This is a genomic window from Thermomonas alba (assembly GCF_022419205.1).
Classification (GTDB): domain Bacteria; phylum Pseudomonadota; class Gammaproteobacteria; order Xanthomonadales; family Xanthomonadaceae; genus Thermomonas; species Thermomonas alba.
This window is the reverse complement of record NZ_JAJOZU010000004.1, coordinates 181,464-204,536: the sequence shown is the minus strand read 5'-3', so window position 1 is coordinate 204,536 and position 23,073 is coordinate 181,464. Positions and strand designations below refer to the sequence as shown.

The window sequence follows — 23,073 nt, the reverse complement described above, 5'->3', positions numbered from 1 at the left end:
TCCCCGCCGCCGCGCAGGCCGCCTACGCCGAGCTGTACGAAAACTGGTGCAGGTGGCCGAGGACTTGCATTCGCCGGCGTTCGTCACCGGCAAGGTGGCGTACAAGACGATAAAGGGATCACGCTATGCGTACTGGGCGTTCAAGGAGTTGGACGGAGGTAAGCGCGAGTACTACCTGGGCTCGGAAGAACCCGCGATTGCTGCCATCGAGGCGGCGCGCGAGCGTGGGGCGCCGGCGCGGGATGCGGTGGCGCGGCAGGCGGCCGCGGCCTTGGCGCAGGGGTGCACCGCAACGCCGCCCAAGCACTTACGCCTCGTCAAACGTCTGGCGGAATACCAGTTTTCCGCGCCGGAGGCTTGCTTGTGGGGACGCATGCGTTCCTGGCACTGGGCAACCAGCTCGGCGTGGCGTGGAGCGGGGCGACGCGCACGCTCGACCTGGACTTCGCGCACGCAGGCCCGAGGGGGCAACGTCGCGGTGGCACTGCCCGCGAACCTGCAGGTCAACGCGCACGATGCGTTGACGTCGTTGGAGCATGGCTTCCTGCCCGCGCTGGGCGGCAGCAAGGGCATGGCGAGCCTGTCCGTGAGCGAGCGCGAACCCGAGCTGCGCGTGGATTTCCTCACCGTGTCTCGGCGTGCGCGGGAGATCCTCGCACATGAGCTGGGGGTTGCCCTGAGCCCGCTCAAGTTTCTCGACTACCTGATCGAACGGCCGGGACAGGCGGTGTTGCTGGATCGGGCCGATGCGTGCCTGGTGAACCTGCCGGACCCGGCGCGTTACGGTCTGCACAAGCTGATCGTGGCGCACGAGCGCGGCGCCAGACATCCGAAGCATGGAAAGGACATCCCGCAAGCGCTCGCATTGATCGATTGGCACCTGCAGCGGGCGCCGCATGCGCTAGTCGATGCGTGGGCCGATCTTGCCGGTCATGGAATCGGATGGGTGAAGCGGGCACGGGCGTCGTTGGCGCAGACGCCGGTGGAGCAGCGCGACGTCGTGCCGCGGTTCGAGCACTTGGTGGGTTTGCCCAAATGACAACGGGCCGCATCGCTGCGGCCCGTTCGGGAGTTGCCTGCCGAGGTTTGCCGCTTACTTCAGCTTCGCGGCCTTGCGCAGGGCCTCGGCCTTGTCGGTCTTCTCCCACGAGAACAGCGTCGCCTTCTGCTTGTTGCCTTCGCCGTCGGTGTAGCTGATCTCCTTCGGCTTGCGGCCGAAGTGGCCATAGCTGGCGGTCGGCTGGTAGATCGGGTGCTCCAGGTCGAGCATGCGGGTGATGCCGTACGGGCGCAGGTCGAAATGGGCGCGGATCAGCTTTTCGATGACCGCATCTTCGACCTTGCCGGTGCCGAAGGTCGTGACCGAGATCGAGGTCGGCTGGGCCACGCCGATCGCGTAGCTCACCTGGACCTCGCAGCGGTCGGCCAGCCCCGCGGCGACGATGTTCTTGGCGACGTAGCGCGCGGCATACGCAGCCGAGCGGTCCACCTTCGACGGATCCTTGCCGGAGAACGCGCCGCCGCCGTGACGAGCCATCCCGCCGTAGGTATCGACGATGATCTTGCGCCCGGTCAGGCCGCAGTCGCCCACCGGGCCACCGATCACGAACTTGCCGGTCGGGTTGATGAACACCTTGTCCTTCGGCAGCGCGTCCAGCCACTTCTTGGGCAGCACCGGCGCCAGGATGTGGGCGCGCACGGCCTCGATCAGATCCTTCTGCTTGATGCCCGGATCATGCTGGGTGGACAGCACCACCGCATCCAGCCCGACGATCTCGTGGCCGTCGTAGCGCAGCGTCACCTGGCTCTTGGCGTCCGGACGCAGCCACTTGAGTTTGCCGCTCTTGCGCACCTTGGCCTGCTGTTCGACCAGGCGGTGGGCGTAATAGATCGGCGCCGGCATGAACTCGGGCGCCTCGTTGCAGGCATAGCCGAACATCAGGCCCTGGTCGCCCGCACCCTGATCTTCCGGCTTCTTGCGGTCCACGCCGCGATTGATGTCGGGCGACTGCTTGCCGAGCATGTTGATGATGGCGCAGGTATGGCCGTCGAAGCCGACGTCGGAGTTGTCGTAGCCGATGCCGTTGATGACCCGGCGCGCCAGCTCCTCGATGTCCACCCACGCGCTGGTGGTGACCTCGCCCGCGACGATCGCCGCGCCGGTCTTCACCAGCGTCTCGCAGGCCACGCGGGCGTGCTTGTCCTGGGCCAGGATCGCGTCCAGCACCGCATCCGAGAGCTGGTCGGCGAGCTTGTCCGGATGGCCTTCGGAGACCGATTCGGAGGTGAACAGATAGCTGGACATGGGGATATATCCTTGCATTCGGATGGAAAGATGGCGGCGAATGATACATGCTGGCGGCCAGGCGCGCATCATGCGCTTGCGGGCGTGACCGCACTATTGGGCCGGCGTTAAGTCACGCTGTCACCGTGGGGTCATGCGGCTGCCATCTGGCTGTCCCGCGGCGCGGGCAGGCTGCGAGCCAACCCGGTGGCCACCTGCTCGCCATGATCCAGCTCGAACAGCGCCTGCGGCAGCGCTTCCCGCACTGGTTTAGAGGCCGCCGCGCGATCATCGCCAAGCCCTTGCTGCGCGGGATCGCGCGCTGGTCGCGGCTGGATGAAATCGACGATTTCCTGGCCCGCAACCAGCATTTGCGTGGATTCGATTTCGTGGCCGGGGCGCTGCGTCATCTCGGCACGCGCTACACGGTGGATTCCGATGAGCTGGCGCAAATCCCCACCCGTGGGCGGCTACTGGTGGTCGCCAACCATCCCTCCGGTGCGCTGGATGCGCTGGCGCTGCTGGATGCCCTCGGCCGGGTGCGGCGCGACGTGCGCATCGTGGCCAACGATTTCCTGTCGGCATTGGATGGGCTGGGCGAGCTGCTGCTGCCGGTGCGCATCCTCGGCGGACGTCCCACGCAAGACAGTCTGCGCGCGATCGAGGCGGCGCTGGCGCGCGAAGAGTGCGTCGTGATGTTTCCGGCTGGCGAGGTCTCGCGGTTGGGGCCAGGCGGCATCCGCGACGGCCGCTGGCGTCGGGGCTGCGTGCGCTTTGCACGTGCCTGCGACGCGCCGGTGCTGCCGGTGCGCATCCATGCCCGCAACTCGGCGCTGTTCTACGGTGCCTCGGCGCTGTTCAAGCCGGTCGGCACCGCGCTGCTGGCGCGCGAGATGTTTGCCCGCCGCACGCGCCGGATCGGGTTGCGCATCGGCGCCCCGCGCCGATTGCCGCAGGCGGGGAGTGCGACGATGCTGTTGCGCGAAATCCGGCGCGAACTGTACGCGCTGGACAGCGGCCGCCGGCGCGCGCGCGAACGCCGGCAGGCGCAGGGCCCGGAGCCGCTGGCTGAGGCGGTCGAGCCAGGTTTGCTGCGTGCCGGGATCGAAGGAATGCGGCTGCTGGGCCAGACCGCCGACGGCAAGCAGATCCGGGTCGGAACGCTGGCGGTCGGGGCGCCGCTGCTGCACGAGATCGGGCGCCTGCGCGAGCTGACCTTCCGCGCAGTGGGCGAGGGCACCGGCCGCCGCCTGGATCTGGATGCGTGGGATGCCTGGTACGAGCACATCGTGCTGTGGGACGCGACGGCCGGCAAAATCGCCGGCGCCTACCGGATCGCGCGCGGCGCGCCCACCCTGGCCGCGCACGGCCTGCGCGGGCTGTACACCGCCAGCCTGTTCGACTACGGCGAGGCGATGCTGCCGCGGATCGCGCAGGGCATGGAGCTGGGGCGCAGTTTCGTGGTGCCCGAGTACTGGAGCAGCCGCAGCCTCGACTACCTCTGGCAGGGCATCGGCGCTTACCTGCGCGCATACCCGCAAGTGCGCTATCTGTTCGGTGCGGTCTCGATCAGCGCGGCGCTGCCGCCGGCGGCGCGTGCGCAGATCGTCGCCCACTACGCGCGCTGGCACGGCGGCCCGCAGGGCGAGGTCACAGCGCGCCGCCCGTTCGTCTATGAGGCCGCGCATCCCGACGATGCGGCGCTGGATGCCGACACCGCCTTCCGGGTGCTGAAGGCCAACCTCGAGACCCTGGGCGCGCAGGTGCCGACCCTCTACAAGCAGTACGTCGAGCTGTGCGAGCCGGGCGGCGCGCGCTTCCTCGCGTTCGGCGTCGATCCCGGATTCAGCGATGCGGTGGATGGCCTGATCGAAGTGGACATCGCCTGCATGCGCCCGAAGAAGCGCCAGCGCTACCTCGGCAGCGCTGCGGATTGCGCGGGGGCGGCGTGAGCGCCGCGCCGCCGCCGATGCGGCGCGCGGTCTTCGTCTCCGATTTGCACCTAGGCGCGCGCCACTGCCATGCCGCGGCGCTGGCGCGGTTCCTGTCCGGGCTGCGCTGCGCACGGCTATATCTGGTCGGCGACATCGTGGACCTGTGGTGGATGGCGCAGCGGCGGGTGCGCTGGGACGCCGAGCACAACCGGGTGATCGAGGCCCTGCATGCATTGCGCCGGGCCGGCACCGAGATCATCTACATCCCCGGCAACCACGATCGCCCGCTGCGGCATTTCTGCGGGCTGGCGCTGCCGGCGATGCGGGTGCGCCGGCGCGCGATCCACGTCACCGCCGACGGCCGCCGGCTGCTGGTGGTGCATGGCGACGAGTTCGATGACGCCACCCATTTCGGCACCCTGCAGGAGCGTTTCGGCGACTGGCTGTACTACCGCATCCTGACCGGCAACCAGTGGGTGAACGCGATCCGCGCGCGGCTGGGGCTGCGCTACTGGTCGCTGGCGGAGTTCCTGAAATCCCGCAGTGGCGCTGCCGAGCGCTACATCGGCCGGTTCGTGCAGGCCGGGCTTGCGGCCGCGCGCCAGCGCGGGCTGGACGGCATCGTGTGCGGGCACATCCACCGCGCCGCGCTGGTCGAGCAGGCCGGGCTGGTGTACGCCAACGACGGCGACTGGGTGGAAAGCCTGAGCGCGCTGGTGGAGGAAGCCGACGGCACCCTGCGCCTGCTCTCGCATCTGGGTGAAGTGCTGGCCGAATTGCCGCCGCGCCTGCCGGATGCTACCCCGGCGCCAGGCGCATTGCCGGAGGCGGCCTGATCCGGGTACGGGCCATGTGATAAACAGCGCGGATGGATTCCGTCACCCATCTGTTCTACGGCGGCGTGATCGCTGCCGCGATCGCGCCGAAGCAGGACCGCCGCGCCGCCCTGCTGGCCGGGATGGCGCTGAACACGTTGCCCGACCTCGACGTGCTGCCGCTGCTGCTCAGCGACGACCCGGTGCTGCGCATGACCTGCCACCGCGCCGCCACCCATTCCTGGCTGGTACTGCCGCTGCTGGCCTGGGCGATCTGGGCCTTCTTCCGACGCCGCGGCGGGCGGGTGGCGCGTGCGCCGGGGCGCTGGTGGTGGGCGATCTTCGCCTGCCTGATGGCGCATCCGCTGCTGGATGCCTTCACCGTGTATGGCACCCAGCTGCTGTGGCCGCTGCCGCTGCCGCCGGTCATGTGGAGCAGCCTGTTCATCGTCGATCCGCTGTTCACCCTGCCGTGGCTGCTGGCGTTCGTGGTGGCGTGGTTCGCGCGCGCGCGCCCGCTGGCCGACCGCGCGCTGGCGGCCGGGCTGGTGCTGGGCGTGGCCTACGTGGGCTGGTCGCTGCTGGCGAAGTGGAGCGTGGAGCGTGCGGCGTCGCGCACGCTGGCCGCGCAGGGGCTGGCGGATGCGCCGCGGTTCTCGGTGCCGATGCCGTTCACCACCCTGCTGTGGCAGGTGACGGCGATGACCCCGGACGGCTTCGTGGTCGGAGAGCGCTCGCTGGTCGCGGATCGCGGACCGATGCGCTTCACCGCCTATCGCTCGGATGTCGCCGCCCTGGCCGAGGCGGGGGACATCCCGGCGGTGCGGCGCCTGGCTTGGTTCAACCATGGCTTCATGAAGGCGCAGGTGCGCGACGGCGTGTTGGTGCTCAGCGATCTGCGCATGGGCAGCGAGCCGGACTACACCTTCAACTTCGCGGTGGCGCGCCGCGTCGGCGATCGTTGGCAGGCGCTGCAGCCGCCGCTGCAGCTGCGGTTTCCGTGGCAGGCAGCCGGCCGCCTGGGGGATGTGTGGACGCGGATCTGGCGCGCGCCCGCGGCCGATCAGGCGGCTTCCGGCAGCTCCGGCGATACGCCCGCGGCCAGCGCGTCGAAGTAGTCGCCTGTCAGCCGCAACTGTGCGTCCGCGGTCTGCGCGCGGTTGACCACGGCGCGGAAGGCCGCGTTCTCCGGGCGGTCCTTGGCGTACCAGCCCAGATGCTTGCGAGCGATGCGCACGCCGGCCTCTTCGCCATAGAAGGCGTGCAGCGCGCGCAGGTGGCCCAGCAGGATGTCGCGCACGGTGGCCGGCGACGGCTCCGGCAGCTCCTCGCCGGTGGCGAGGTAGTGCGCGATCTGGCCCAGCAGCCACGGCCGGCCCTGCGCGGCGCGGCCGATCATCACCGCGTCGCACCCGGTTTTCTCCAGCACGAAGGCGGCCTTGCGCGGCGAGTCGATGTCGCCGTTGGCGACCACCGGGATCTTCAGCATTGCCTTGACCGCGGCGATGGTGTCGTATTCGGCGCTGCCGGTGTACTGCTGGTCGCGGGTGCGGCCGTGGATGGCCAGCGCGGCAATGCCGGCGGCCTCGGCGATGCGCGCGATCTCCGGCGCGTTCCGATGGTCGGCATCCCAACCGGTGCGGATCTTCAGCGTCACCGGTACGTCCACCGCCTTGACTACCGCCTCGACGATGCGTGCCACCAGCGCCGGCTCGCGCATCAGCGCGCTGCCCGCCCACGCATTGCACACTTTCTTGGCCGGGCAGCCCATGTTGATGTCGATGATCTGTGCGCCGTGGTCCACGTTGAAGCGCGCGGCCTCGGCCATGACTTCGGGCACGGTGCCGGCGATCTGCACGCTCACCGGCTCCGGCTCGCCGGCATGGTCCATGCGGTGGCGCGACTTGGCGGTGTGCCAGAAGCGCGGGTCGGAGGTGGTCATCTCCGACACCGCCAGCCCCGCGCCCAGGCGCTTGCACAGCAGCCGGAACGGCTTGTCGGTCACGCCCGCCATGGGCGCGAGGATCACCTTCGGGTCGATGGCGTGCGGGCCGATGCGCATGCGCGCATTGTAGGTGAAGCGAGTGCGGCTACTTCGGTGGTTCAGAGGGCTGCATACAGGCTGTGATGCAGGGGGGGCTAGCTAGAGGGGTGTGAGGGGGGTTGTTAAGTTCTTGTTTATAAATCATAGTTGGGGTGTTCGGTGTTCCTGCCGAACCCGGTCCGCGACGCAGGCTTCGTCGCGTTAACTCTTTGGGGATTAACACACATGGCGTCACATCACCTCATGAAAAGTTTGAAGCGGAGCGCGCTGACGGTTGCCCTCGGCCTATGCTTTGCTGGCAGCCTGAATGCACAAAGCACATCGGGCTCGATCTTCGGTAAGGCCGCACCTGGCCAGACCATCACTATCGTCAGCGAAACCGGCTTGACACGTACCATCACTGCTGATGCGAGCGGAAAATACAGCATCGCTTCGCTTCCGGCCGGTAACTATAAAGTCACTTCCGGAGCGGATACGCGCGAGGTTACCGTTCGCGTAGCGTCTGGTGTTCAGGTCGATTTCGCGTCTGCTGCAAAGACGCTGGATGCCGTCGTTGTGCAGGCTACGGCCATCCCATCGATTGACATTTCCCAAACCGATGTGCGCACGGTGTTTACATCGGAAGATCTCGCCAAGTTGGCTATCAGCCGTAGCATCAATGATGTCGCACTACTGGCTCCCGGCGTCATCTCGTCGACTTCCTACAATGGCCTTGGAAGCTACGGCGGTTCGGCAGCATCTGAAAACGCATATTACATCAATGGCTACCCGGTCACCAATCCGCTGACTTCGATTGGATATACCGCTCTTGGATTTGATTCGATCGCACAGCAGCAAGTGCTGCTTGGCGGCTACGGTGCCGAATACGGGCGATCCACTGGCGGTGTCGTCAGCGTCATCACCAAGCGCGGCAGCAATGAGTGGAAAGGCGGCGTCTACGCAATCTATACGCCGAAGTCGCTGAAGGGAGATCCTAAGAATATCTATTATCCTTATACCGGCCAGTGGAACTCGAGCAATCACTACAACACGAGTGCCGGCAATAACCCCGTCAACTGGACAGACGGCACCTTGTATTCCTATCGCAAGGAGAATAAGTCGGAGTCTTTGGTGCTTGGGGCTTGGGCAAGTGGCCCGATCGTGAAGGATCGCTTGTTCATCTATGCCAATGCCGAGCGCGAAGAAACGGATGGCGCTGGCGTACGCTTTGCGCGTCTAGCTAACGTTCCTGCGCAGGGTTGGAATGATTACAAGTACACGTACCCGCGTTGGACTGCCAAGCTTGACTGGAATATCACGGACAATCACGTCCTCGAGCTGACAGGGGTGCAGGACGATACGAAATACAACTATAATTATTCTGGCTTTGACTACAATACGCTGACGCATGACAATAATGTCATCGTCAGTGGTACCACCGAAGATAAGGCCAGGCTGTATGTAGGTAACTATACGGGCTATCTGACCGATAATCTTACGGTTAAAGCCATGTACGGGCAACAGAAGATCGATCACCTGCCCGCGGCTGTGCCTGGATATGATCCCAGTAAGACTTACGTCAGCATCAGTCCAAGCGTTGTTCCGGCTCCCTTTGCGTCGATTACAAGTGCGCAGAAGTACTCCAGCGTCGGTGTTCCAACATTCGACAAAACTGACGCGTACCGCTTTGACGTCATTTATAACCTCGAGAATCACGAATTGCGGGCCGGCGTAGATCATTTCGAGGCCAAATCGTTCCGTCAGAGTAGTTACTCTGGGCCTGGATATATCTGGGTCTATGGTTTCGGTGCTCCTAACGCGGCAATCGATGCCAGCCATGGCGTGGGTAGTCCGGCCAGTGGCGGTGGCTACGGCACTTCGGGTTACTACGTCTATAAGTCCTACAATACGGTGGGCGGCAATGTGCGCACGACCCAAAATGCCTACTATCTGGAAGATCGCTGGCAGGTGACGAATAATCTCCTGGTGTCCATCGGTCTGCGAAACGACGGGTTCACGAATTATAATGGCGATGGCATTGCTTATGTTACCCAGAAAAACAACTGGGCGCCTCGGGTCGGGTTTTCCTGGGATGTGAATGGGGATGCCAGTCTGAAGGTGTACGGTAATGCTGGGCGTTATCACCTGGCGATGCCAAATAATGTGGCATTGCGCGCGGCAAATGGAAGCCTGATTACTCAGCAATATTTCACCTACACCGGCATAAATCCGGATGGTACACCAACTGGGTTGAATCCGATTCCTTTGACGAGCACGGATTATTTGTGCCCGAATGGAGGTATTTCTACCAATAAGGAGTGTGGGATTGCTCCGGATCCCAAGACGGTCTCCGCGAAGGATCTGAAAGCGCATTATCAGGATGAATTCCTCCTGGGTATGGATAAGCGCGAGAGCGATATGTTTACCTGGGGTGCGAAAGTGACTTACCGCACCCTGAAGAGCGCGATCGATGACAACTGCTCGCCGATTCTTTCGACCATTTCTTCGGCAGGCTGCTTCATCATCAATCCTGGCCAGGGCAACTCGTTCTATGACCAGAATGGAAATGTTGTCAGCTTCACTGCAGAGCAGTTGGGTCTTCCAAAGTTGAAGCGGAAATATGCAGCGCTCGATCTTTACGCCATGTATCAAGGCGAGCGGCTTTCGGGTAAACTTGAATACACCCTATCGCATAACTGGGGTAATGCGGAAGGTCAGTTGAACTCGACCGCAGATACTGGATCGGGTGGTCAGGCTGATGTTTCCGTGTCGTACGACTGGGATCTTCCTGAGCTGATGGTGGGCGGTAACGGCTCGCTACCCAACAACCGTACGCATCAGTTCAAGGCGTTTGGCAGTTTTAAGTTGAGTGACCAATGGCGGATTGGTGGTTCGGCTGTCCTTCAGAGCGGTCGCCCGCGTAACTGCCTCAGCTTCTGGCCTTATGCCAAGCCTGGCATCTACAATAGCTCTATCTATCACTATTGTGGCCTGCCTGGTGCCGCGTCTGCTTCCAGTAATCCTGCCAATGCTGCGCCCGAAAGCTCGACGTATTATTTCTCTCCTCGCGGCACGGCAGGAGAGACGCCCTGGACGTACACCTTCAATCTGAATGTGACATATACACCTGATTGGCTCAAGGGGCTTTCTGTCGCAGTCGACGTTCTGAATGTGTTTAACTCGCAGTTTGCGACTGCTTACTATGAGCGGTTCGCGCGTGATCGCGCGCAAATGAATCAGAATTACGGACGTGTTCTGTATTACACGGATCCGCGTTCGGTTCGTTTTACGGTCCGTTACGACTTCTGATTTAATTCCATTGTGGTCTTATTTTAATGCCGACGCGAAAGCGTCGGCATTTTTTTTGGAGAAATTTCTAAGGAGGGTCTGTAATGGCCCGTAACCTCCCCCCCGATCGTGGATGAGGAATACCCGAAAGCGATGCACGCCCAGACCCACTCGGCCACCGCCTGATCCGTCAGGGCGTGCACTGCTTTCGGGTATTTCTCGAAATCAGTGGGCCATTACAAGAACGCCAAGCTTAAAGTGCGGCGAGGTACGGCATCGCCAGCGCGGCGCCGGCATGTTCGGTGCTGCGCGCGGCGTAGCGGTTGGCGAAGCGAACGTGCTCGCCGAAGGCCAGCTGCGGGCGCAGCGCGAGCGAGGCCGCCAGCGCGCCGTTGAAGGCATCACCGGCCCCGGTGGTGTCCACCACCTGCGCCGGCTCCGCGCCGATCCGGTAGTGCCCGGCGGCGTCACCGCGCTGCCGCGCCTCGGGGTGCGAGACGAAGCAGCCGCTGGCGCCCAGGGTCACCACCACGCTGCCGTCCGGTAGCAGGTCGCGGCAGAGCGCGTGCAGGCGCCCTTGATCGAGACTTGCCACCGCGTCGGCAGGGATTCGCTCGCCCACGTGGCGGCCCAGCAGGGCGGCGAATTCGGTCTCGTTCGGGGTCAGCACCTGGGCGCGGTCGAGCAGGGCGCGGTCGATCACCACGTTCGCCGGCGCCGGGTTGAGGATGGCCGTCGCGCCGGCCGCGCGCGCCGCCTCAAGTGCCGCCGCCACCGCCGGCAGTGGGGACTCCAGCTGCGCCAGCAGCACGTCGCCTGTGCCCAGCCCGGCCAGCGCGGAGGCGATGAAGCCGGCCTCCAGCGCGGCGTTCGCGCCGGGGCCGATCACGATGCAGTTGCGGCCCTCGGCATCCACGAAGATGCCGGCGGTGCCGGTGGGCGCGTCGCTGGGCTGGGCGTGCAGCGTAAGGCCGTCAGCGGCGGCCAGTTCGAGTGCCAGCTCGGCGCCGGCATCCGACCCCAGCGCGCACACGAAGGCGGTCTCGGCGCCGGCGCGGCGCGCGGCGATCGCCTGGTTGAAGCCCTTGCCGCCGGGGCCGCTCGAGTACTGCCCGGCGAGCGTCGCGCCAGGCGCGGGCAGGCTGGCCACGCGCCAGACGTGATCGACGTTGAACGAGCCGGCGACGAAGACGCGCGCCATGGTCAGGGGTTGCCCACGTCGGCCGCGCCGTGCGCCGGAACCAGCGCATGGCGATCATTGCGGTGCTTGAACAGCGGCACGAATGCCACCGCCATCGCCAGCGCGTACAGCGCGAAGGTGAGCCAGATCCCATGCCAATCCTTCACGCCGGAGGCATCGGTGAAGAAGCGGTCGATCATCCAGCCGCTGATGGAACTGCCCAGCACCGCGCCGATGCCGTTGGTCATCAGCATGAACAGGCCCTGCGCGCTGGCGCGGATCTTCGGGTCGGCCTGTTGCTCCACGAACAGGCTGCCGGAGATGTTGAAGAAGTCGAACGCCATGCCGTACACGATGCAGCTGAGCACGATCATCCACAGGCCCGGGCCCGGGTCGCCGTAGGCGAACAGCCCGAAGCGCAGGAACCAGGCCAGCATGCTGATGGTCATCACCGTCTTGATGCCGAAGCGCTTGAGGAAGAACGGGATGGTGAGGATGAACAGGGTTTCGCTGATCTGCGAGATCGAAATGATCACCGCCGAATGGCGCACGCCGAAGGAATCCTTGAACTGCGGCAGCGTCTCGAAATCCTTGAGGAACGTCACCCCGTAGGCATTGGTGAGCTGCAGCGCGGCGCCCAGCAGCATGGCAAAGATGAAGAACACGGCCATGTTGCGGTCGCGAAACAGCCGGAACGAGGTCAGGCCCAGCGCGTCGATGAGCGAGCGGCTGCCGTCGCGCCCTAGGCGTGGCGGCGCGGCGGGCAGGGTGAAGCCGTACAGCCCGAGGAAGAACGCGCCAGCGGCGGCCACGTAGAACTGCCCGGGCGAGGATTCCAGGCCCAGCCAGCTGGTGGTCCAGGTTGCGGCAATGAAGCCGATCGTGCCCCACACCCGGATCGGCGGATAGTCGCGGATCACGTCCATGCCTTGCTGTTTGAGCGCGTTGTAGGCCACCGCGATCGCCAGCGAGATCGTCGGCATGTAGCACAGCATGGTGGCCAGAATCAGCCAGAAGAACTGCTCCGGGTTGGCTGCGTGCGGCAGCAGGCACAGCAGCACGCCGCCGAGGATGTGCAGCGCGCCGTACAGGCGTTCGGCATTGATCCAGCGGTCGGCGACGATGCCCATCAGCGAGGGCATGAACAGCGCGGAGATGCCCATCGTCGAGAAGATCGCGCCGAAGCTGGTGCCCGACCACTGCCGGTTCTGGAACCAGTACGCGCCAACGGTGATGAGCCACGCCCCCCAGACGAAGAACTGGAGGAAATTCATGATGGTCAATCGCAACTTCAGATTCACGCGGGCATTCCCCTGGTGGGCGCCCCACGGCGCCTGCCGGCGCAGGGTAGTCAAGCGCATGCGGGGTCGGCAAGCCGGTGGCTCATGGGTCGCGCGCCATGACCCGGTTGCAGCCCTCCAGCTTGGCCCGGCGCAGGCGCAGGTCGGCCCGCCGCAGCAGCTGCGAAAGTTCATGCCCGTCCTGCGGCCAGCTGGCAATCCCGGCGCTGAACGAGAGCCGGATCGGATCGACGTCAGGATCGGGCCGGAAAGGCGCCGCTGCGAGCTCCCGACGCAAGGCTTCCAGGCGCTCCCATGCGCGCCCGGCGGGAGCCGACATCACCAGCGCGAACTCCTCGCCGCCCAGGCGCACCAGCCAGTCATGTCGATCCATGGCCTGCTGCAGCACGCCCACCACGTGGCGCAGCGCGCGGTCGCCGGCCGCGCGCCCGGCTTCGTCATTGACCCTGACGAAATGGTCGAGATCGATCAGGCACAGCGAGAGCGAGCTGCCGTTTTCGCGCGCGCCGTCCACCAGGCTGGGAAAGCGATGTGCCAGCAGGGTGCGGTTGGGCAGCCCGGTCAGCCCGTCGTTGCCGGACAGCTCCACCAGGCGCTGCATGCGGAATACCACGGCGGCGGTGATGGCCGTGGTGATCGCCAGCAGCACTTCGCGCTGCAGTACGGTGGAGAGGCGCGCCGTGCCGTACTCGCTGGAAACGAGGCGATCCGGGTTCTCCACCAGCATGAAGACCAGCAGCGCCAGGCCCCCGTATTGCAGCAGAGCGAGGATGCCTGAGTAGAGAGTCAGACGGCCATCGTTGCGCAGCGCGGTCATCAGGATCGCGATCGGGTAGAACGCCCACACCACCATGCTGTTCAGGCCGGTGGCGGGCGAGTCCAGCGCCAGCAGCGCCAACACCAGGGTGGTCAGGGTCACGTCATAACTGGCAGTGGCCCAGGGCAGCCAGCGCAACCGGCGCGGCGGCCGCGCCAGCAGCAGCCACAGTTGCGAGAACAGCACCGTCAATAGCACGCCGATGAGCCCGACCGTGCCTTCGGTGGGCGTGAATTCGCCGGTGGCGAGATTGACCAGCGGGAGCAGCAACAAGAGTAGCGACAGGCCGGCGCGCAGCTTGGCCACCAGCAGCTCGCCGCCGGCACCGATTTCCAGCATCAGGGTATCCGGCGGCGTGCGCAGCTGTCGCCAGAAGTCCCGCAGCCCCGATCCGATCATGTCGATTCCCCTCGCTCCGCGCAGCATAGGGGGCAGCGGCGGCGGACTCAACGCAGAGAGGATCGCACCTGTCCTGTTCCTGCCCGCGGCCTATACTCCAGGCAATCCACTAAGGAGGACTCCGCAATGACTCCGATACTCGCCTTGCTTCTGCTGCTGGCCGGCATCGTCGGCGTGGCCAAGACCGTGCGCATGGTGCCGCAGGGCTATGAATGGACGGTCGAACGCTTCGGAAAATACACGCACACGATGGGGCCCGGCCTGCATTTCCTGATCCCGATCGTGTACGGCGTCGGGCGCAAGATCAACATGATGGAGCAGGTGATGGACGTGCCCAGCCAGGATGTCATCACCAAGGACAACGCCGTGGTGAAGGTCGATGGCGTGGTCTATTTCCAGGTGCTGGACGCAGCCAAGGCGGCCTATGAGGTGGCACAGCTGGAAGTGGCCATCCTCAACCTGGTGATGACCAACATCCGCACTGCGATCGGTTCGATGGACCTGGACGAATCGCTGTCCAAGCGCGACGAGATCAATGCCAAGGTGCTGCACGCGGTGGACGAGGCCACCCATCCGTGGGGGGTCAAGGTCAACCGCATCGAGCTGAAGGACATCCAGCCGCCACGTGATCTGGTCGATTCCATGGCACGGCAGATGAAGGCCGAGCGCGAGAAACGCGCCAACATCCTGGAGGCGGAAGGGTTGCGCCAGGCGGCGATCCTCAAGGCCGAGGGCGAGAAACAGTCGAAGATTCTCGAGGCCGAGGGCAACCGCGAGGCCGCCTTCCGCGAGGCCGAAGCGCGCGAACGCCTGGCCGAAGCCGAGGCGCGCGCCACCCAGTATGTGTCCGAGGCGATCGCCAAGGGCGATGTGCAGGCGATCAACTACTTCATCGCGCAGAAGTACATCGAGGCGTTCAAGGAGCTGGCGCAGGCGCCGAACCAGAAGTTCGTGCTGCTGCCGATGGAGGCCGCGGGCATCCTCGGCTCGCTGGGCGGGATCGCCGAGCTGGCGAAGGAAACCCTGGGCAAGTCGTCTGCGCGCTCGGGGGGCTGACCACCATGCGCTGGGACGTGTTCACGTGGGCGGCGGTGGCCCTATTGCTGTTTGTCGCGGAGGTGCTGGCGCCGGGGGCCTTCATGCTGTGGCTCGGGTTTGCCGCCGCGGCGGTATTCCTGCTGGTCTTGCTGCTGCCGGGAGCGCTGCCCTTGCTGGCACAAGTGGGGGCGTTCGTACTGCTCAGCTTTCTGTCGATCCTGATCTACCGGCGCTGGTTCCGCGCGCGCGAGCCGGGCAGCGACCAGCCCGCGCTGAACCGCCGTGCGGCGGCGCAGATCGGGCGGGTGGTGGTGCTGGCCACGCCGATCGAAGGCGGGCGCGGGCGGGTGCAGATCGCCGACGCCTTTTGGGACGTCACCGGCCCGGATCTGCCGGCGGGCACGCATGTGCGGGTGATCGGTGCCGATGCCATGACCCTGCAGGTCGCGCCGGTCGCGCGTGCGGACGCAGAGTAATGGGCATAAGTCTGCGATAATGCGCTTCCCTCGCAGGCAGATTCCGCATGGCCAAGAAAACCATTCTCAACGATACACACCGCGCGCTCGGCGCCAAGATGGTGGATTTCGGCGGCTGGGACATGCCGATCCACTACGGTTCCCAGCTTGAAGAGCATCACCAGGTGCGGCGCGACGTCGGCATGTTCGATGTCAGCCACATGACCGTGGTGGATCTCACCGGCGCCCGCACCCGCGAGTTCCTGCGCCGCCTGCTCGCCAACTCGGTGGACAAGCTCAAGACCCCGGGCAAGGCGCTGTACTCCGCCATGCTCAACGAACGCGGCGGCGTCATCGATGATCTGATCGTCTATTTCATGTCCGAAGACTGGTTCCGGCTGGTGGTCAACGCCGCCACCCGCGACAAGGACCTGGCCTGGATCACCGCGCAGGCCGCGCCGTTCGCGGTCGAAGTGCGCGAGCGCCCGGAGTTCGGCATGGTCGCGGTGCAGGGCCCCAATGCCCGCGAAAAAGTGATCGGTCTGCTGCGTGAAGAGGACCGGGCGCCGGTCGCCAAGCTGGCCCGCTTTGCCGCCCGTACTGCCACGACGCTGGATGGGGTCGAGGTGTTCGTCGCGCGTACCGGCTACACCGGCGAGGACGGGTTCGAGGTGATCGTGCCGGAGGCGCAGACCGTTGCATTCTGGAATGCCCTGCTCGGCGCCGGGGTGAAGCCGGCGGGTCTGGGCGCGCGCGATACCCTGCGCCTGGAGGCCGGCATGAATCTGTACGGGCAGGACATGGACGAGGACACCACGCCTTATGAAGCCGCGCTGGGCTGGACCGTGGTGCTCGACGAGGGTCGCGATTTCATCGGCCGCGCCGCGCTGGAGGCGCAACTGGCCGCCGGTGTGCCGCGCCAGATGGTGGGCCTGGTGATGGACGAGAAGGGCGTGCTGCGACATGGCCAGCGGGTGCTGACCGCGCAGGGCGAGGGCGAGATCCTGTCCGGCACGTTCTCGCCGACCATCGGCAAGGCGATCGCGTTCGCACGCATCCCGGCCGGCGAGCCCGGGCAGGTCCGGGTGGACATTCGCGGCCGCGAAATCCCGGTGCGGGTGGTCAAGTTCCCGTTCGTCCGCGACAACACCATCCAGCCTGGCGTCTGAACTTTCCCGGCCGCCCTTCGTTAGACTTCCCGTATCCCCACGTACCGCGCAACAGGAGCCCACCATGAGCGAGATCCCCGGCGACCTCAAGTTCCTCAAATCCCACGAATGGATCCGCGTCGAAGGCGGCGGCAAGGCCACCGTCGGCATTTCCGACCACGCCCAGAGCCTGCTGGGCGATCTGGTGTACGTGGAGCTTCCGAACGTCGGCGACGTGATCGAGGCCGGCAATGCGTGCGCCGTGGTGGAATCGGTGAAGGCCGCCTCTGACGTGTATGCGCCGGTCAGCGGCAAGGTGATCGAGGTCAACGCGGCGTTGGCCGATAAGCCGGAGACCATCAACGAAGACCCCTATGGGGATGGCTGGATGTTCGTGATCGAAATGTCCGACCCGGACCAGCTGAGCGAACTGCTGGGTCCGGACGACTATGCCGAGCTGCTGGAGCAGGAAGACCACTGAGCCGGCCCCTGGCAGGCGCCTGTAAGACCGGCCCGCGGCGTTCTCGCCGCGGGCTTTTTTACGATGCACTCATCACCAGCAGGTGCGCCCTTGCATGCGCGGATGTTCGCGCATTCTTCGCGCATTCGGGCTTGTGCGATGCGAAAACGGATGCGTGCGCGTCTGTCCGCGTGCGGCAAGTCGCCGTCCTTGGGGTGTGCTGTGCAGGCGTGTGTGGTGGGGTGTGTGCGGCGCTCGGATATCGCGGCTCGAATGGCTGAAAGCCGCGCCAATGCTTGCTCGTAGCGATTCTTCGTGTGGTCGCGCGATGCGCGCCGCTGACGTTTTTCATGCGTTTTCAGAACGGTGAACGCACTGCGCGCACGCTCGCAGGTGCGCCCGCGCGCTAAAAAGTTTGCGCAGGATTGTTGACACTCGAAAAAACCGTGATTAGGTTTCGCCAAGCAGATGTTGCCTGCGGAAGCAAGTGAGCAAACACGACGCACGAATCAGCGGAACAGCGCGCGACATCACCGGCGGCGGATGGTGGGTGAAGGCGAGCTGTTCCTTGTGTTCCTTGCGCGATAGTGGGGCATCGCTTCCGGCGGGGTCCAGGTCTGAGGCCTGCAGCGTGAATCGCCGCAGGTTTTTTAGTGGATGGGGAGCATCTCGGTGGGCGTGGGGCAATGTCTTTGCCCGCGTCACCGGCAGCATCCGTTCCGGCGCGACTGGCGCGCCGGCGGTCGATCGCAGGTCCGATACCTGCGGCGTCTTTCGTACTGGGCGTTACCGATTTACCCATTGACGAGGAGCCATACCATGGCTGTTAAGAAAGCTGCGAAGAAGGCCGCCGCCAAGAAGCCGGCGGCGAAGAAGGTCGCTGCCAAGAAGCCGGCGGCGAAGAAGGTCGCTGCCAAGAAGCCGGCGGCGAAGAAGGTCGCGAAGAAGGCGGTTGCCAAGAAGCCGGCCGCCAAGAAGGCGGTGAAGAAGACTGCCGCCAAGAAGCCGGCGGCGAAGAAGGTCGCGAAGAAGGCGGTTGCCAAGAAGCCGGCCGCCAAGAAGGCGGTGAAGAAGACTGCCGCCAAGAAGCCGGCGGCGAAGAAGGTCGCTGCCAAGAAGCCGGCGGCGAAGAAGGCGGCTCCCAAGAAGGCCGTCGCCAAGAAGCCGGCCGCGAAGAAGCCCGCCCCGAAGGAGGCACCTGCCGCGATGCCGGCGAATCCGGGCCCGGTGCCTACGCTGTAAGTCATTGACCTGGTCGGGTATTGCCGACCAGGCGTCACGCTATGTCAACCCTTCCCGTTGCCCAGGCGGGAGGGGTTTCTTTTCGACGTTGCTGGAAGGGCTGTTGGTGTTGCTCAGGGAGGTGACGCCTGGGCGCGGGACGCGTTGCCAGCGGCAGGCGCTGCGCGTTGGGCATACAGCAGGTCTTCGGAGCCGTCGAGGGTGTCTTCGTCCAGCCAGCGTCCGGCCGGCAAGCCGAGCACATCGTCGAGGATGGTCGGCAGCAGCCCGCTGGGTAGCGCGCTTTCGCTGTTCCAGAGGATGGCCACGCCGAAGTCCTGCTCGGGCAGCAGCGCCATCATCCCGCGATAGCCCTGCACCGCGCCACCGTGGAAGATCACCGGGTGGCCGGCGTAGTCGTACTCGCGCCAGCCTAGGGCGTAGTTGGCGTGCTGCAGCCGCGCGCGCCGCCAGGAGGAGCCGTGGATCTCGCTCGGCGTGGAAATCAGGGGCGCGTGCAGGGTGGCCAGTAGCGGCGCCGGCAGCACGTCGGGGCGATGGCCGCCGTGCGCCAGCAGCCACTGCGCCAGATCGCTGATGCTGGCATTGACGCCGGCGGCAGGCGCCACGCGGTAGTAGTTCGGCTTGGGCAGCAGCGGCACCCAGCCGCCACGGCCGCGCACGTGCGGGCGCGCCCAGCGTGCGCTGGATTCCAGCCCTTCCAACCCATAGCTGGCGTCGTGCATGCCCAGCGGCTGAAAGATCCGGCGCGCGACTTCCTCGCTGTAGAAGCGCCCGGTTGCGGCATAGACGATGTCGCCGATCAGGCTGAAGGCCACGTTTTGATAGGCATAGCACTCCCCGGGCGCGCAGGCCATCGGTGCATCGGCGATGCGCAGGACCAGGTCGTGATACTGGGCATTGCCTTCCAGATCGCGATCGAAGGCATTACGCGGCAGCCCCGTGCGATGGCTGAGCAGATCGGCCACCGTGACCCGAGCCGCGGCGTCCGGGCGCGACATCCGGAACGAGGGCAGGTAGTCCACCAGCCGGCTATCCCAGCGCAAGACGCCGTCATTCACCAGCAGGCCGGCCAGGGTGGCGGCGAAGGATTTGGACAGCGAAGCCAGCCGGAACACGGTGTGCGCATCCACCGGCTGCGGGTCGCGTACGTCGGTGACGCCGTAACCGCGCAGACTGACGACCCGGCCGTCCTTGACGATCGCCATCGCAAGGCCAGGGATGCGGCCATTGGCGACCAGCGCCTCGGCCATGGCCTCAAAGCGAGAGGCATCGAACGTTGGGGCAGAAGCGGCAGGGGCGGCGGCCGCCGGCTCCGGCAGCGCGGCCGGCAGCGTGGCGCTGGAGGCGGCCGCGGGCCGGGAGGTGCTGGCGCCTGCCATCGGCGCGGTGTCCTGGGCGGTGGATCCCAGGGCGAACGGAAGCAGGCCCGCGATCAGGCCTACGCGCCATGCCTGACGCCGGATGCGCACTTTCATCGGCAGGACCCCAGCCATGCTGCAACGACGGGCCGATTCTAGCGTCTGTGGCCGCGATTGCATGAATGTGGATACGGTGCGGTGGCCTGTGGCCGCGGCATGTGATCGCGGTCACGGGCGAGCTGGCGAAGATGCATCACGGCTCAGGCGTTGGCTGCCTTGATCAGGTCCGCCGCGCGTTCCGCGATCATGATGGTCGGGGCGTTGGTGTTACCGCCGGGCAGGTCCGGCATCACCGAGGCGTCGACCACGCGCAATCCGTCCACCCCGCGCACGCGCAGCATCGGATCGACCACCGCCGCATCGTCGCTGCCCATGCGGCAGGTGCCAATGGGGTGGTACACCGTCTCGGCGCGCTGGCGCACGAACGCGATGAAGTCGGCCTCGCTGCGCGGCAGCTCCTTTGGGAAGATCGGCGCGCCGCGATACGGATCGAACGCCTTCTGCGCCAGCAGCTCCAGCGACAGTTTGGCGCACTCGACCATCATCTTCAGGTCGAACCCTTCCGGGTCGCCGAGGTAGTTGGGGTCGATGATCGGCTTGTCGCTGGCGCGGTTGCTGGCCAGGGTGACGCGGCCGCGGCTGCGTGGGCGCAGGAAGCAGGCGTGCAGGGTGTAGCCGTCGCCCGGCAGGCGGTGGCGGCCGTGGTCGTCGATCATCGCCGGGATGAAGTGCAGCTGGATGTCGGCGCGCGCGTCCGGCGCCAGCGGCGAGCGCACGAAGCCGGCGCCTTCCGCCACGTTGCTGGTGCCGGGGCCGCGATGGCCGCCCAGGTAGTACTGCAGCGCGGTCTTCACTTCGCTGATGCGGTCGTAGCTGATCGGCTGGGTGCAGTGCTGCAGGGTGGTGACGTCCAGATGATCCTGCAGGTTGGCGCCGACGCCGGGGGCGTCGTGCAGCACCTCGATGCCGAGCCGGCGCAGATCGTCGGCCGGGCCGATGCCCGAGAGCATCAGCAGCTGCGGCGAGTTGATCGCGCCGCCGCTGAGGATCACTTCGCGCGTGGCTTCGAAGTGGAAGCCCTGGCCGCGGATCGCGCACACCACGCCAGTGGCGCGCCCCTTGTCGAAGGTGATGCGGTTCACCGCGGCATGGGTGCGCACGGTCAGATTGGGGCGGGTCTTGACCGGATTCAGGTAGGCCACCGCCGCCGAGCAGCGCGCACCATTGCGCTGGGTCACCTGATATAGGCCGACGCCGAGCTGCTGCGGGCCGTTGAAATCGGCATTGAATGGCAGACCGGCCTGCTGGCCAGCGGCGATGAACACCTCGGTCAACGGATTGACGTAACGCAGATCGGAGACGGTCAACGGGCCGTCGCTGCCGTGGAAGGCATCGGCACCGCGGGTATTGCCTTCGGACTTGCGGAAATAGGGCAATACGTTGTCCCAGTGCCAGCCAGTGGCGCCGGCGGCGGCCCAGGCGTCATAGTCGCCCGGCACTCCGCGGATGTAGCACATTGCGTTGATCGAGCTGGAGCCGCCCAGCAGCTTGCCGCGCGGGCACCACAGCACGCGTCCGCCCAGTTGTGGCTGCGGCACGGTGCTGTAGTCCCAGTTGATCGACCTGATGCCGGCGATCCGCGCCAGCCCGGCCGGCATGTGCACGAATGGATGCCAGTCGCGGCCGCCGGCTTCCAGCAGCAGCACCTTGACCGACGGATCCTCGCTCAGACGGTTGGCCAGCACGCAGCCGGCCGAGCCGGCACCGATGATGATGTAGTCGTAACGGCTTTCCAACGCGGCAATCCATCTGTAGCCAAAGTGGTTTTGACGCTATGCCTCGCGTCTAGAGTAAATGCTCGGTGGCGTCCCGCCGCGGCTGCGGTTAACGTGGCGCCTCCCGTTGTCTGTTGCGCTGTCTATCGCGAATCGCATGACCGATTCCCCTTCCATCGGCGGTCGTCTGGCCCGGTTCCAGGCCGCCCTGCGCGAGTCGCCGCCGCTGCCGTGGGCGTTTTTGTATTTCTTCTTCCTGCTGACCGGCTATTACGTGCTGCGCCCGGTGCGCGAGGCGATGGGCGCATCCAGCGACGTCACTGCGCTGTTCCCGCCGGGGATGATCGGGTTCTTCGCCGAGCGCGGCCTGGCGCTGAAAGAGCTGCAGTTGCAGGTGTTGTTCACTTTCACGTTCCTGATCATGCTGGTGTTGCAGCCGGCTTACGGCTGGCTGGTCAGCCGCTGGCCGCGGCGGGTGTTTCTGCCGGCGGTGTACGGGTTCTTCATCGCCACGTTGCTGCTGTTCTACGTCGCCTTCCACCTCGGTTTGCCGGGGCGTGGCATGGCGTTTTTCCTGTGGATCACGGTGTTCAACCTGTTCGCAGTGGCGGTGTTCTGGAGCTTCATGGCCGACGTGTTCAGCGAGACGGAGGCGCGCGCGGTGTACGGCTACATCGGCGCAGCCGGAACCCTGGGTGCGATCCTCGGGCCGATCCTCACCCGCCTGCTGGTGGAGCGCATCGGCATCGCCCACCTGATGCTGGTCTCGGCCGGCTGCCTGCTGCTGTGCATCGGCTGTCTGCTGCGCTTGCGCCGGCACGCGGTGGCGCGCGAGGCGCAGCGTCGCCTGGCCAGCGGCGAGGTGCCGATGGGCGGCAGCGTGCTGGCCGGTTTGCGGCTGGTGGCGCGCGAGCCGCTGCTGCGCTGGCTGGCCGTGCTCACGGTATTCGGGGTAGGCGTAGGCACCCTGCTGTACAACGAGCAGGCGGCGATCGTGCGCCAGTTCTACCCCGACCCACAGCGGGCCACCGCCTATTACGCGGGGATCGACCTGGCGGTGAACGGGCTGACGCTGCTGGTGCAGTTGCTGGTGACCCGCGCCCTGCTGTCGCGCTTCGGGATCGCGCCGGCGCTGCTGATTCCAGCGTTTGCCATCGTCCTCGGCTACGCCGCGCTCGCGGCCTCGCCGCTGCCGCTGCTGGTGGCGGTGGTGCAGGTGGCGACCCGCGCCGGCGAGTTTTCGCTGGGCAAGCCGGCGCGCGAGACCATCTATACCCGGGTGGCGCGCGAGTGGCGCTACAAGGCCGGCGCCGCGATCGACACCGTGATCTACCGCGGCGGCGACCTCACCTTCGTCTGGGTGCACAAGCTGCTGGCGGCCTTCGGCTCGCAGGCGGTGTTCGGCGCCGGGCTGCTGGTGGCCGGTGTCTTCACCCTCGGTGCCTTCAAGGTGGTGGGCGAGGCCAGGCGGCTACCCGCCGCGCGCGACTAGG

18 protein-coding genes and 1 pseudogene are annotated in these 23,073 nt (G+C 65.9%); 12 read left to right on the top strand and 7 right to left on the bottom strand.

Features of this window, described 5'->3' with window-relative positions; all coding sequences use genetic code 11:
* Positions 1-282: 282 nt before the first annotated feature.
* Positions 283-405, top strand: a pseudogene (locus ML342_RS12015) (hypothetical protein); the annotation flags it as partial.
* The gene (locus ML342_RS07885; RefSeq protein ID WP_275672437.1) at positions 374-1,039 is read left to right on the top strand and encodes a GSU2403 family nucleotidyltransferase fold protein; all 666 of its coding nucleotides are present in this window, start codon (positions 374-376) and stop codon (positions 1,037-1,039) included. The pseudogene ML342_RS12015 and the gene ML342_RS07885, both read left to right, overlap by 32 nt.
* Before the next feature lie 54 nt (positions 1,040-1,093).
* Here ML342_RS07885 and metK read toward each other — a convergent pair whose 3' ends face one another.
* A complete protein-coding gene (gene metK, locus ML342_RS07880; protein WP_240126495.1) occupies positions 1,094-2,305 on the bottom strand; it encodes a methionine adenosyltransferase in 1,212 nt (403 codons plus the stop codon).
* 203 nt (positions 2,306-2,508) lie between these two features.
* On the opposite strand from metK, the gene olsF reads away from it, so the two are divergent.
* From olsF to ML342_RS07865, 3 genes are read left to right on the top strand one after another with little or no spacing between them, the layout of a single operon-like run.
* Positions 2,509-4,236, top strand: a complete 1,728-nt coding sequence (gene olsF, locus ML342_RS07875; RefSeq protein WP_240126494.1) for a bifunctional ornithine lipid synthase OlsF — start codon at positions 2,509-2,511, stop codon at positions 4,234-4,236.
* Between the two features lie 17 nt (positions 4,237-4,253).
* Positions 4,254-5,054, top strand: coding sequence for a UDP-2,3-diacylglucosamine diphosphatase (locus ML342_RS07870; RefSeq protein ID WP_240126638.1), 801 nt, complete (start codon positions 4,254-4,256; stop codon positions 5,052-5,054).
* A 32-nt stretch (positions 5,055-5,086) separates the two neighbouring features.
* Positions 5,087-6,151, top strand: a complete 1,065-nt coding sequence (locus ML342_RS07865; protein WP_240126493.1) for a metal-dependent hydrolase — start codon at positions 5,087-5,089, stop codon at positions 6,149-6,151.
* Here ML342_RS07865 and dusB read toward each other — a convergent pair.
* A complete protein-coding gene (gene dusB, locus ML342_RS07860; RefSeq protein ID WP_240126492.1) occupies positions 6,097-7,095 on the bottom strand; it encodes a tRNA dihydrouridine synthase DusB in 999 nt (332 codons plus the stop codon). The genes ML342_RS07865 and dusB overlap by 55 nt on opposite strands.
* Positions 7,096-7,236: 141 nt before the next feature.
* Here dusB and ML342_RS07855 point away from each other — a divergent pair, with 141 nt between their 5' ends.
* Entirely contained in the window at positions 7,237-10,365 is a 3,129-nt protein-coding gene (locus ML342_RS07855) for a TonB-dependent receptor (protein WP_240126491.1), read from the top strand.
* A 232-nt stretch (positions 10,366-10,597) separates the two neighbouring features.
* On the opposite strand, the gene ML342_RS07850 is transcribed toward ML342_RS07855, so the two are convergent.
* From ML342_RS07850 to ML342_RS07840, 3 genes are all read right to left on the bottom strand, one after another.
* A complete protein-coding gene (locus ML342_RS07850; RefSeq protein ID WP_240126490.1) occupies positions 10,598-11,545 on the bottom strand; it encodes a ribokinase in 948 nt (315 codons plus the stop codon).
* Between the two features lie 2 nt (positions 11,546-11,547).
* Positions 11,548-12,825, bottom strand: a complete 1,278-nt coding sequence (locus tag ML342_RS07845) for a nucleoside permease (protein ID WP_240126489.1) — start codon at positions 12,823-12,825, stop codon at positions 11,548-11,550.
* Between the two features lie 82 nt (positions 12,826-12,907).
* Positions 12,908-14,041, bottom strand: a complete 1,134-nt coding sequence (locus ML342_RS07840; protein WP_240126488.1) for a GGDEF domain-containing protein — start codon at positions 14,039-14,041, stop codon at positions 12,908-12,910.
* 126 nt (positions 14,042-14,167) lie between these two features.
* Between ML342_RS07840 and ML342_RS07835 the strand changes: the two genes are divergently transcribed.
* From ML342_RS07835 to ML342_RS07815, 5 genes are all read left to right on the top strand, one after another.
* Positions 14,168-15,097, top strand: coding sequence for an SPFH domain-containing protein (locus ML342_RS07835; RefSeq protein ID WP_240126487.1), 930 nt, complete (start codon positions 14,168-14,170; stop codon positions 15,095-15,097).
* Positions 15,098-15,102: 5 nt separating this feature from the next.
* The gene (locus tag ML342_RS07830; RefSeq protein WP_240126486.1) at positions 15,103-15,555 is read left to right on the top strand and encodes an NfeD family protein; all 453 of its coding nucleotides are present in this window, start codon (positions 15,103-15,105) and stop codon (positions 15,553-15,555) included.
* Between the two features lie 47 nt (positions 15,556-15,602).
* The gene (gene gcvT, locus ML342_RS07825) at positions 15,603-16,703 is read left to right on the top strand and encodes a glycine cleavage system aminomethyltransferase GcvT (protein ID WP_240126485.1); all 1,101 of its coding nucleotides are present in this window, start codon (positions 15,603-15,605) and stop codon (positions 16,701-16,703) included.
* A gap of 64 nt (positions 16,704-16,767) precedes the next feature.
* Positions 16,768-17,163: a glycine cleavage system protein GcvH gene (gene gcvH, locus ML342_RS07820; RefSeq protein ID WP_240126484.1), complete on the top strand. Its 396-nt coding sequence runs from the start codon at positions 16,768-16,770 to the stop codon at positions 17,161-17,163.
* Positions 17,164-17,814: 651 nt separating this feature from the next.
* Entirely contained in the window at positions 17,815-18,384 is a 570-nt protein-coding gene (locus ML342_RS07815) for a histone H1-like repetitive region-containing protein (protein ID WP_240126483.1), read from the top strand.
* A gap of 113 nt (positions 18,385-18,497) precedes the next feature.
* Here ML342_RS07815 and ML342_RS07810 read toward each other — a convergent pair whose 3' ends face one another.
* On the bottom strand, positions 18,498-19,862 hold the full coding sequence (locus ML342_RS07810) for a serine hydrolase domain-containing protein (RefSeq protein WP_240126482.1): 1,365 nt from the start codon (positions 19,860-19,862) through the stop codon (positions 18,498-18,500).
* Positions 19,863-20,005: 143 nt separating this feature from the next.
* Entirely contained in the window at positions 20,006-21,601 is a 1,596-nt protein-coding gene (locus ML342_RS07805; protein WP_240126481.1) for a GMC family oxidoreductase, read from the bottom strand.
* Positions 21,602-21,737: 136 nt separating this feature from the next.
* On the opposite strand from ML342_RS07805, the gene ML342_RS07800 reads away from it, so the two are divergent.
* Entirely contained in the window at positions 21,738-23,072 is a 1,335-nt protein-coding gene (locus tag ML342_RS07800; RefSeq protein WP_240126480.1) for an NTP/NDP exchange transporter, read from the top strand.
* Position 23,073 lies beyond the last annotated feature (1 nt).